Source organism: Bartonella mastomydis (genome assembly GCF_900185775.1).
Lineage (GTDB): Bacteria > Pseudomonadota > Alphaproteobacteria > Rhizobiales > Rhizobiaceae > Bartonella > Bartonella elizabethae.
In genome coordinates, this window is sequence record NZ_LT883137.1 from 515,325 (window position 1) to 528,528 (window position 13,204).

Genomic DNA, 13,204 nt, shown 5'->3' on the forward strand with positions numbered 1-13,204 from the left:
CCTCCTTTATTCAAGGGAAAAGGCTAAGGAGTTACCCATGTTAACACTAACCTAGCGCTCATACCTTATGAGGAATAAGGTATATATTAGGAGTTCTTATGTCACAATACAATCCCACAACAGCGGATTTTGAAGCCCTTTTAACAGAATCTTTTCAAACCAATGATCTTAATGAAGGATCTGTTGTTAAAGGTCGTGTTATTGCAATCGAAAAAGACATGGCCATTATTGATGCTGGACTTAAAGTCGAAGGACGTATACCTCTCAAAGAATTTGGAGCTAAAGCAAAAGATGGTTCTTTGCAAGTTGGCGATGAAGTTGAGGTTTACATTGAACGCATTGAAAATGCGATGGGCGAAGCTGTTTTATCGCGTGAAAAAGCACGACGTGAAGAAAGTTGGGTCCGTTTAGAGGAAAAATTCAATGCTGGTACACGCGTTGAGGGCGTTATCTTTAGCCAAGTAAAAGGTGGTTTTACAGTTGATCTTGATGGTGCTGTTGCTTTTTTGCCGCGTAGCCAAGTTGATATTCGTCCCATTCGTGATGTTTCACCTCTCATGCATAATGCACAATCCTTTGAAATTTTGAAGATGGATCGTCGTCGTGGCAATATTGTTGTCTCACGTCGTACAGTCTTAGAAGAAAGCCGCGCTGAGCAACGTTCAGAAATCGTACAAAATCTTGAAGAAAACCAAATTGTTGAAGGTGTGGTGAAAAATATTACAGATTATGGTGCCTTTGTTGACCTTGGTGGGATTGATGGTCTCTTGCACGTTACAGATATGGCATGGCGGCGTGTGAACCACCCATCTGAAGTGCTTACAATTGGTCAAACGATTAAAGTTCAGATTATTCGCATTAATCAAGATACGCATCGTATTTCTCTTGGAATGAAACAGCTTGAAAGTGATCCTTGGGAAAGTATCAGTGTCCGCTATCCGATTGGTAAGAAAATTACGGGTGCTGTGACCAACATTACGGATTACGGTGGTTTTGTTGAAATTGAACCAGGGATTGAAGGACTGATCCATGTTTCTGAAATGAGCTGGACAAAGAAAAATGTTCACCCTGGAAAAATTCTGTCTACATCACAAGAAGTAGAAGTGGTTGTTCTTGAAATTGATCCTTCTAAACGGCGTATTTCTCTTGGCTTAAAGCAAACATTTGAAAATCCATGGGAAGCTTTTGCCAATAAATTTCCTGTCAATTCACAAATTGAGGGAGAGGTTAAAAATAAAACAGAATTTGGTTTGTTTATTGGGCTTGAAGGCGATGTTGACGGTATGGTTCATCTCTCTGATCTTGATTGGAACCGTCCAGGTGAACAAGTTATTGATACTTACAACAAAGGCGATATTGTTAAAGCTGTGGTTTTGGATGTTGATATTGAAAAAGAGCGTATCTCTCTTGGAATTAAGCAGCTTTCTAGTGATAAAGTTGGAGAAGCAGCCGCTTCTGGCGAATTGCGAAAAGGGGCTGTTGTAACCTGTGAAGTGGTTGCTGTTAACGACAATGGCATTGATGTGAAATTGATTGACCACAACCTTGAAACAACCATTCGGCGTGCTGATCTCGCGCGTGATCGTGATGAACAACGTCCTGAGCGTTTTGCAATTGGGCAAAAGGTTGATGCGCGTATCACAGCATTTGATAAAAAAACACGTAAAATTTCAGTGTCGATTAAAGCGTTAGAAATTGCAGAAGAAAAAGAAGCTGTTGCCCAATATGGTTCTACAGATTCAGGTGCTTCTCTTGGCGATATTCTTGGTGCGGCTTTGAAAAAACAAGAACAAGATTAATCATCAATCATTAACATTGATGGTATTATTAAGGTCACTCCCTAAAATGAGTGACCTTTTTATTTACTAAAAAATTATTTTCTTATTTTTTAATGATTGCATTAAAAATTATTATAACTACTTGCAAATAAAAACAAAAAGTTTGTTTTTTGTTTATCAACGGTTCACTATTCAGATAAAATGCTTACAATTTAAATAAAAAGCGATGTAATTGAATAATAATGGGACATTATGGCGTGTACAATACCTTTCATAAAGTACTTTTTTTCTCAAAAGAAGAGAAAAGACCATTTTATTAATAGTGATTTCCCTCTTCGTGCAATTTATAAAGTACAGGAAGATCTTTATGACCTAGGGCATGATATAGCTTCTGGAAAAGAAATTTTACTCCCTGAATATGAAGGAATAGAAGATTTTCGCAAGAGATTGAATGAAAATGCTAAACTTATCCTTCATGCCTTTCATACCAGTGATTTTGCTGCCCGAAATGATGAAACTATTGCGCCATCTGCGCAATGGCTCATTGATAATCATTACACCATTGATAAAACCATACAACAACTACGCCGTAACTTTCCCAAGTCCTTCATAAAGCAACTTCCTCTTTCACCACAAAAAGCAGGAATACCACGCATTTTTGCTTTAACTTGGCTTTATATTGCGCATACCGATAGCAGCTTTTCACAAGAAACACTGACAGCTATGATCAATGGGTTTCAAGAAGTTTGTGCGCTCACAATTGGTGAATTATGGGCTCTTCCTTCAGTTATGCAAATGCTACTCATTGAAAATGTTCGTCGTCTTTCAGTGCGTATTGAAAAAGCGCGCCAGATGCGCCATCTTGCCAGTCAAGTAGCTGATAAAATTTCTCTTGTAGAAAATAAAACAAATCTAAACTCTCTTTTTACGCAATACAAATCATTTACTGCTGACCCAACTTTTTCAGCACATTTATTCTATCGCCTGCGCAGTGCATCTATCGATTCAACCATAGCGTTAACTTGGCTTGAAAAGCAATTAGAAAGTCAAGGCAGTAACTTGGAAAGTGCAACAGCCGATGAATACACCCGACAAGCGGCAGATGGTGTAACCATGGGTAATATTATCTGTGCTCTTAAAGCGATAGATGATGTTGATTGGACCGTATGGTTTGAAACAGTGAGTTGTGTCGATGCTATTTTGCGTAAAAAGAGTGATTTTTCTGAAATTGATTCCCATTCACGCAGTATTTATCGACAAGTCATTGAAAAAATCTCACGCTTTTCATCTCTTAGTGAGCTGGAAGTTGCACACAAATCTGTAGAAATGGCAAACCCCACTTTTGAAGATATGCCTCATTATTCCTCTGTTGGGTGGTATCTTGTTGGTGATGGTCGTGGCATATTTGAAAAGGCTTGTGGATATACGCCGCCTCTTCTCATAAAATGGGCACGCGCTTTTTATTGCTTAAAACTGAGAGTCATTGCCATTCCTGTCTCTTTTCTGACGCTTACTCTTTTGCTTGCAGTCTATACCGTTTTCCAAATATCTGGCATGACACTATGGATGTCCCTTTGCTTCACTGTATTGGCGCTTTTTCCTGCTATGGATGCGGTTTTTTCCTTCTTTAATACAGTTGTTTCGTGGTTTGTTCCATCAAGACAGCTCATTGGTTATGAATATAAAGAAGGTATTCCAAAACATGCAAGGACAATGGTTGTTGTACCTACTTTGATGACATCACGCGATGATATTGATGCGTACGTGCACAATCTTGAAGTACACTATCTTTCCAATCCTAAAGGTGCGATCCATTTTGCACTCATTACAGATTGGGTAGATGCACCTTTGAGAGAAACGCAAGATGATCTTGATTTGTTGCACTATGCACAAAAGGGTATTGATAAACTCAATGGTCGTTATCATCGTGATGAATTTCCTGTTTTTTTCCTTTTACATCGCCGACGCCTTTATAATAGCGGTGAAAAATGTTGGATGGGATGGGAGCGAAAGCGGGGAAAACTTCATGAACTCAATCGGCTTTTAAGAGGCGATAAAAATACGAGTTTTTACTCTCCTGATCCAAATCTTCCGATGGATTGTCGTTTTGTTATGACACTGGATTGTGATACACGTCTTACCCCTGAAAGTGTCACAAAACTTGTTGGAAAGCTTAATCATCCACTCAATCGTCCCATTTTTGATCCGCAAAGTGGAAAGGTTGTCAAAGGCTATAGCATTTTGCAGCCACGCATTATTCCGTCTCTGACAACAGGAAAAAAAACATCAATGTTCCAACGGGTTTTTTCGACCAGCCGTGGTATTGATCCTTATGTTTTTGCTGTTTCTGATACTTATCAAGATCTGTTAGGAGAAGGTACTTTTATCGGTAAAGGTCTTTATCATATTGATGCATTTGAACAAGCACTTGACGGTAAAGTTAAAGAAAATACTGTTCTCAGTCATGATCTCTTAGAAGGAGGATATGCTCGTACTGCTCTGGTGAGTAGTATCACAGTCATTGAGGACTATCCAACGACTTATAATATTGATGTTATGCGTTATCACCGCTGGATTCGTGGTGATTGGCAACTTTTGCCCTATCTTTTTTGTTGCCGTCAAATAAGCTCCGTGACGCGTTGGAAAATGCAGGATAATTTGCGTCGTTCTCTTACACCACTCATGTGGTTAGTTGCAGCGTTTGCAGGATGGGCTCTTTTGCCATTAAAGAGTGCATTCATTTGGCAGATATTTTTGTTGCTGAGCACCTTTATTGCTCCCATTTTATGTGTATTAAAAACGTTTTTTTCATCCAATATAGATCATTCCTTGCGCGGACATTTTCAATTAATTTGGAATAGAACCGCTCTTACAAGTGCTGATATCTTTCTTAAGACGACTTTTCTTGCTCATTCGGCGTATTTTATGACAGATGCGATTATTCGTACACTCTATCGTATGACAATTTCAAAACAGCATCTTCTTGAATGGAAAACCTCTGCCGCAACAAAATCAATGTCCAATAGTTTGCGTTTCTATGTTTTTACAATGGCGCCAGCATCACTTATTGGCGCTCTTGCCCTCACACTTCCTCTTTTTTTTGATAGTTTTGCAAGCTTTATTGCTTTGCCTTTTGGGATAGCGTGGTTTTTTTCACCTTTCATTGCTTGGGTTGTAAGTCGACCTTCAACATTTCAAGATAGCCTTGAACTTTCTTCACAAGATAAAAAAAATCTCCGCTCTATTGCGCGACGGACATGGCTTTATTATGCAACCTTTGTCAATGAACAAAGCAATTATTTGCCTCCCGATAATTTTCAAGAAGATCCTGAACCTCTTGTTGCTCAACGTACATCCCCTACGAATATCGGGGTTTATCTCCTTTCTGTTATTGCAGCACGTGATTTTGGCTGGATTGGTTTTGAAGAAACAATTACCCGTATCGAATGTACATTACGCTCTCTTGCAAAAATGGAAAAATTCCATGGTCACCTCTATAATTGGTATGCAACGGATACACTCAGACCTCTTTTGCCCACTTATGTTTCAACCGTTGATTCAGGAAATCTTGCTGGTCATTTGGTAACACTCTCTTCTGCTTTAAGGGAATGGGCTGAAAAACCGCCTCTTCTTTTTCAAAGTGATCGAGAAGGCTTATCGGATGTTCTTATTATTCTTGAAGAAACGGTTAAAGAAATTCCAGATCATCAACCAAGCCTACGCGCTTTACGCCACAGAATTGAAGAAAATATTGTTCGTTTTCATCACTCTGTCCGTACTTTTGTCGAACAAGAAAATACGATACCTTCTCACATCAGGGATCTTTCACGTGCAGCCCACGATATTGAGCGCTTCGTCAATGAACTTGACCAAAAAATTCAAACGATAGAATCTGCGCGTGCCCTTTCTTGGGCTAAATGCCTTATTGAAACTTGCGATGCTTATCATCATGATGCAACAGCTCATTATGATCCTGAAAAATTATGCAAAAAACTAAACAGGTTAGCTATAGCGGCAAGGCAAATAGCTTTTGATATGAAATTTGATTTCTTAGAACAGCCTAAACGGCATCTCTTATCCATTGGATATCGTGTTCAAGAAAACAAACTTGATGAAAATTGTTATGATCTCCTTGCTTCAGAGGCACGTCTTGCAAGTTTTTTTGCTATCGCAAAAGGCGATATAAAACTTAAACATTGGTTTCATCTTGGTCGACTCCTCGTTCCCATAGGGTGGAAAGGTGCTCTTTTATCATGGTCTGGATCCATGTTCGAATATCTTATGCCATCTCTTGTGATGCATGAACCTTTAGGGTCTCTCTTGGATCAAACCAATCGATTGATTATTCGTTGTCAAATACAATATGCTCATACACGGGAATTGCCATGGGGTATTTCAGAGGCTGCATTTAATGCTCGTGATCATTTAATGAATTACCAATATGCTCATTTTGGTGTTTCAAGCCTCGGACTTCAACGTGGTCTTTCACGCAATGCTGTCATTGCTCCTTATGCCAGCTTTCTTGCAGCACAATATGTGCCTCACAAAGCTGTAACCAATTTAAAGCGATTGCGTAATCTTGGAGCTTTAGGAACATATGGTTATTATGACTCTATTGATTTTACCCTTTCACGCGTAAAAACAGGGGAAAAATATGCCATTGTACGCAATTATTATGCGCACCATCATGGTATGTCTATCCTTGCTCTTAACAATGTTATTTTTCAAGGACGAATGCGTGATCGTTTTCATCGTGATCCCGCTGTGGAAGCAACGCAATTGCTTTTACAAGAGCGCGCTGCCCATCTTATTCCTATGATTCACACCAAAGCTATTAATCGTATGCGCAATAAATCTCAAGCATTGGATGCTGCCCCTTTGCGCATTATTACAAATCCGCTGCTTAAACCACGGGAAACGTTGCTTTTGTCTCATGGCTTTTATTCGACCATGTTGACAGCGAATGGCTCTGGCTATAGCCGTTGGCACGATTATGCGATTACGCGCTTTATTCCTGATGCAACAGAAGATCAACAAGGGATTTTATTCTTCCTACGCAATATACATAGTGGACGGTGGTGGTCTGTGACCAGCGAACCAACACGCGTTATTGAAGAAGAAGCTATCAGCATTTTTACCGATGAAAAGGCTGAATATACGAAAATGGTTGATGGTATCAAATCAACCCTTGAATGTCTTATTATCTCTGAAGGGTGTGGTGAAGGTAGACGTATTCAACTGATGAATACAACAAATAAAGACTGTCTTATTGAAGTAACCTCGTATGGTGAACTAGCGCTTGCAACAATGGATATGGACCAAGCTCATCCTGTTTTTTCACGGATGTTTATAGAGACGGAAATTGCTGAGGAAGGCAAAGCAATTTTTGCCAAAAGGCGCAAACGCGCACCTAATGATCCTGAAATTTATATTGCTCATTTTGTTTCCAGTACAACAGATACTCTCCAAGAAACAGAAGCTGAAACGGATCGCTCATTGTTTATTGGTCGGGGGCGATCCATTCATCGACCCGCTGCATTTGATCAAAATGCTCATTTTAGTAACAGTCAAGGTTGTGTTCTTGATCCTATTATGTCATTGCGATGCCGTATAAAAATTCCAGCCCATGGAAAAGCAGAACTTATTTTTTGGACTTTTGCGGCTCATACAAAAGAAGCATTGCATCATCATATGAAACATTATCGACAACCTGATATGTTTCAAAAAGAACTTTCAATGGCATGGACACGCTCACAAGTTGCACTGTATCAGAGCGGAACCTCGCTTAAAGAAGCGATTGTCTATCAAAAATATGCAACGCCGCTTATCTATCTTGATCGAACATGGCGTCTTCCTTCTGAAATATTAGCAAAAACACTTGGAAAACAGTCTGATCTTTGGCCCATGTCCATTTCAGGAGACAATCCACTCTGTCTTCTTAGATTAAATAACGAGGGAAATATAACTGTGCTGCGTGAGCTCCTTAAAGCACATGAATATTGGCGTATGCGAGGGCTCATTGTTGATTTAGTTATTCTCAATGAACAAGCATTTTCCTATATACAAAATACACAACGCGCTCTTGAATGGGTATGCGAATCTTATCGACATCACACGCAAGAAACGGATGTACGCCAACATATTTTTACGCTTCGGCGTGATCAAATGAGTGAGCAAAGTTTTAAAACGCTTCTTGCATCCGCACGCATGATTCTTGATGCCGAAAATGGCTCGTTATCTGAACAGCTTAAACGGCTTGATGAGAATGATTTTGATCTCTCAATTCGTAAAAATGATCAAGGGGTTCATGATCAATTAGACACCTCAAAATATAACAAAGGAAGACAAGTCACAACACAAACTGAACAAAATCTTTTTGCTTCCATTGGTCTTGCGAGCCAACAAAAACCATCTTTTCCCCCTACGACTGGAGAAGATCTAAAATATTGGAATGGTTATGGTGGTTTTAATCAGCATAATCATTATATCATACGTCTTCATGGACGTACCACAACGCCGCATCCGTGGATTAACGTCATTGCTAATCACGGATTTGGTTTTCATGTTTCTGCTGAAGGTGCACTCTTTACTTGGGCTCACAATAGCCGTGATTATCAATTAACGCCTTGGGCGAATGATCCAACGTCTAACCGGTCAGGCGAAGCACTTTATCTGGTTGATCGCCAGTCTTTAAAACGTTTCTCACCCGTTTCTGCTGTAGAATGTGATGAAAATGTTGTTTATGAGGCATGTCATGGTTTTGGATTCTCAACTTTTAAATCGACACATTCAAAAATCGCATTAGAATTAACCCATACACTTGACCTAGAGAAACCTGTTCGCTTTTCACGTCTGCTCCTCACGAATGAAGGGGAAAAACCACGCAGTTTACGCCTTTATAATTATGTTGAATGGGTTTTAGGCAAGACCCAAACAAAATATGCTCCCTTCATTGTTCCCTCTTACGAGGCTAAATGGGGGGCACATTTTATTCAAAATCCTTATCACATTGAAAAGTCTCAGCAAGTCACATTCTTATCGGCATCCGAAATGCCAACCAGCACCACAACCAATCGCAGCGAATTTATTGGTGCAACAGGAACCATAACACATCCAAACGCGATCCGTAAAGCTAGGGCACTTTCGAATACTATTGAAACAGGATATGATCCTTGTTCAGCATTTGCTTATGATATTGACCTTCTTCCAGGTCAAACAAAAGAAATCATTTTCTATCTTGGCAGTGCTGAAAATAGAAAAGAAGCTGAAAAATTACTCAATCAAGTACGTTCAAGTGATTTTGAAACTTTGCTCACACAACAAAAACAATATTGGAGTGATTTTGTTTCCCCACTCCAAGTAAAAACACCTGATCCCTCTTTTGATATTATGGTCAATCATTGGCTTCCTTATCAAGTCTACGCATGCCGTATCATGGCGCGTGCTGCCTTTTATCAAGCAAGTGGTGCATTTGGCTTTCGTGACCAGTTACAAGATAGTTTGTCTTTATTGTTGCTAGAACCACAATTAGCCCATAAACAATTGTTAAACGCAGCTGCGCATCAATTTCTTGAAGGGGATGTGCAACATTGGTGGTTGCCTGAAACAAATGCGGGTGTTCGCACACACATTTCTGATGATATCGTTTGGCTTGCCTATGCAACAGCTTTTTATGTCAATACCACTGGCGATGATGCTTTTCTTGATACGCTCGTTCCTTTTATTGAAGGCGATGTCCTCAAAAGTGGGCAACAGGATGCTTATTTTAAACCCGCTCAATCCTCAAAGGTTGCAACAGTTTATGAACATTGTGCTTTAGCTTTAGATCTTGCCATTAAACGCTGTGGGCCTCACGGTCTTCCTCTTATTTTAGGTGGCGATTGGAATGATGGCATGAATTTGGTCGGTGTGCAAGGAAAAGGCGAAAGCACTTGGTTGGGATGGTTTCTTGGGTGCACATTACAAGCATTCATTCCTTTAGCTCAAAAACGGCGTGATAACAGCCGTGTTGAAATGTGGAGTGCATATTTTGAACGTTTGAAAAAATCTCTAGAAAAAAATGCTTGGGATGGCGCTTGGTATCGACGTGGCTATTTTGATGATGGGACGCCTCTTGGCTCTCAAATCAATGATGAATGCCAAATTGATACCATTGCTCAATCTTGGGCTGTCATTTCTCAAATGGCACCGCTTGAGCGCCAAAAACAAGCGATGGCTTCAATGCTTGAACGTCTCTATGATAAACAAGGAAAACTTTTACGTCTTTTCTGGCCTCCTTTTGATAAAACAACCCTCGAACCTGGTTATATAAAAGGTTATCCCCCTGGCATTCGAGAAAATGGTGGACAATACACCCATGGTGCTATTTGGAGCATTTTAGCACTTGCTGAAATGAATGAAAGCGATAAAGCCTATCATTTATTTTCAACAATTAACCCTATTAATCATGGACAAGACCCTGAAACTTATCGTGTCGAACCTTATGTGATGGCTGCAGATATTTATACGGTTGAGCCTCATCGTGGACAAGGTGGTTGGACGTGGTATACAGGTTCAGCAGGTTGGTTTTATCATGCTGCAACACAAGCTATTCTTGGAATACAGCGTCAGGGAGATCTGCTGTTTTTAAAACCACATTTACCTTCTACTTGGCCAGAATATGAAATAAAAATGAAATTTTATGAGGCTGTTTATACCATTAAAGTCAAATGGGGATCTGAAAATATGCTGTATGTTAATGGCAAAAAATATACCGAAGTTCATACAGGGATAAAATTGGAAAAAACGGGAAAACATGAAATCATACGCATACTTAAATCCTCAAAACAGAAAAGCTAAAGGGCTTTTTTATTCTTGCCCAAAATCTTAGAGTTGTTATAGTTTTTCTCATTCCTATATGGATCTTGTTGGAGCACAATAATTTTAAATTCTATGAAACCGAAAGAAAGAGGATTATGAATCATCCGGATATTGCCAAACGTGTTTACGATCATACTTGGAAGCTTGATCCTATTATTCGTTCACTTCTTGATACGGATTTTTATAAACTTCTTATGGTACAGATGATTTGGGGGCTTTATCCCACGGTTAATGTTACTTTTTCCCTCATAAATCGTTCTAAAACAATACATCTTGCCGATGATATTGATGAGGGTGAATTGCGTGCCCAACTTGATCACGCTCTTAGTTTGCGCTTTACAAAAAAAGAAATGATTTGGCTTGCTGGTAATACATTTTATGGACGCAAACAAATTTTTGAACCGGATTTTCTTCAGTGGCTTGAGAATTTTCAACTCCCAGAATATGAATTAACCCGCAAAGATAGCCAATATATTCTGCATTTTCATGGTTCATGGGCTCATAGCTCCATGTGGGAAATCCCAGCTCTTGCTATCGTCAGTGAATTACGCTCACGTGCTGCTATGAAAAAACTGGATCGCTTTGCTCTTGATGTACTTTATGCACGCGCTAAAGCAAAAATGTGGAGTAAAGTTGAACGCCTTAAAAAAATGCCTGATATTAAAATATCTGACTTTGGGACACGGCGTCGCCATTCTTTTTTATGGCAGCGCTGGTGTGTTGAAGCATTAAAAGAAGGCATCGGTCATTCTTTTACGGGAACTTCTAATGTTCTTCTTGCCATGGATACAGATTTAGAAGCTCTTGGAACCAATGCGCATGAATTGCCTATGGTTATTGCTGCTCTCAGCAACAACGATGATGAATTACGCAGAGCTCCGTACCAAGTTTTACAAGATTGGAACCGTTATTATGGTGGAAATCTTCTCATTGTTTTACCTGATACCTTTGGTACAGAAGCATTTTTATGTGATGCTCCAGATTGGGTAGCAGATTGGACGGGTTTTAGACCGGATAGTGCACCCCCTATTGAAGGTGGAGAACGTATTATTCAATGGTGGAAAGAAAAAGGGAAAGACCCACGCGAAAAACTCTTAATTTTTTCTGATGCACTTGATGTCGATACAATTGAAAAAACCTATCATCATTTTCATGGAAAAGTGCGCATGAGTTTTGGATGGGGGACTGATCTTACCAACGACTTTACAGGTTGTGCTCCTCAAGAAATAGCAACCCTTGATGCTCTTTCCCTTGTTTGTAAGGTGACCCATGCCAATGGTCGACCAACCGTAAAACTTTCAGATAATCCTGAAAAAACGATCGGTGATTCAAAAGAAATACAACGTTATCTCAATTTTTTTGGCAATAAAAAGCGCTTTGCTAGACCTATAAAGATGTAGTTTTGGGCTCTTTAAACGAATATATTGACTCATCCTATTAGCTGATAAGGTTAACCTTTTTCTTAATCCTAAGGACAAAGATTCTTAACCCTTGTAGGTCTGTAAATCATTCGGTTTCTTGTCCAGCGGATTCCGTCTAGCTTTTCACATAGGCAATTTACTTACATAAGGTTCGATAAACAAAAATATGCACGAGGCACTTAAAAAGGCTTAACATGCCAAGAAAGTTTAGCGAAATTTACATGCTTTACAAAAATAAAGCCTTTTAATGAAATGTAATTTATCATCATTTACAAAGTAACTTTTTATGAGCTTTAAGGGGGGGACATAATTTTCTTTGTTCATAAAAAGCTTGTTATTCCATATGCATTTTGAATATGGAGAGGTTATATCTAAAACTTCAAGGAAAAGTCTCCCTTATTGTTCTAACAAATAAGTCAAAGCTAAAAAGAACATCTCTCATAAAGTCTTTTCTATCATTATGAAGATGGACGTGTCACAATATAAATAGCAATCAACAATAATATAACGGCAACGAGTAAAGAAATCCATAAAGGAGGGTGTACCATTACGAAAAAGGATAATCCCCCTCCTGTCATACTCATTACGGCAAAAATTTTAACAAATGGAGAAATAGCTCTTCTTTCTTCCCATCGTTTAAGAGGGGGACCAAAAATACGATGATTATTCAACCAGTGATGAAAACGTGGAGAAGAACGCGTAAAACACCATGAGGCAACCAACAAAAAAGGCACTGTTGGCATAATAGGTAATACTACACCGATAATACCTAATATAACCATTATCCAACCTGCTATAGAGTAGCAGAGGCGTAAAGGATGTGATATCTTGAAATATTTCTTCATTCTCTCGTATTATTTTCTTCCACGTAAAACTTTACACAAAAAATTGTATCTGTTTCACTGTTCATGTATTTGAATGGATAATCCCTTTCCACCATTTCCCCTCTCCACACATTTCTATGTGTAAGTGTCTTTGACTTTCATAAGTTCCTTCAAGATACTAAATAGCTTTGCGATATGATAATTATTTTAAACGGTTTCAAGAAATAAGAAGAGATTTTAGAGAAGTAAAAAATAAAAAGGCTGCAGAATAAATCAATGCAGCCTCTTAATTAAGAATGCAGCGTTGGGGGGGGGAGAATAC

At 39.1% G+C, this 13,204-nt stretch carries 4 protein-coding genes; 3 read left to right on the forward strand and 1 reads right to left on the reverse strand.

What is annotated here, in order from left to right; all coding sequences use genetic code 11:
• Positions 1–98: 98 nt before the first annotated feature.
• The 3 genes from rpsA (at position 99) to pncB (ending at position 12,037) form a co-directional block, all read left to right on the forward strand.
• Complete coding sequence (rpsA, locus tag FJG96_RS02930; RefSeq protein WP_139412658.1) at positions 99–1,799, forward strand: 30S ribosomal protein S1; 1,701 nt, start codon at positions 99–101, stop codon at positions 1,797–1,799.
• A 231-nt stretch (positions 1,800–2,030) separates the two neighbouring features.
• Positions 2,031–10,616, forward strand: a complete 8,586-nt coding sequence (locus FJG96_RS02935; protein ID WP_139412659.1) for a glycoside hydrolase family 94 protein — start codon at positions 2,031–2,033, stop codon at positions 10,614–10,616.
• 116 nt (positions 10,617–10,732) lie between these two features.
• Positions 10,733–12,037: a nicotinate phosphoribosyltransferase gene (gene pncB / locus FJG96_RS02940; protein WP_139412660.1), complete on the forward strand. Its 1,305-nt coding sequence runs from the start codon at positions 10,733–10,735 to the stop codon at positions 12,035–12,037.
• Positions 12,038–12,516: 479 nt separating this feature from the next.
• Here the strand turns inward: pncB and FJG96_RS02945 are convergent, their stop codons facing one another.
• Entirely contained in the window at positions 12,517–12,903 is a 387-nt protein-coding gene (locus FJG96_RS02945) for a YbaN family protein (protein ID WP_139412661.1), read from the reverse strand.
• Between the last annotated feature and the right edge of the window lie 301 nt (positions 12,904–13,204).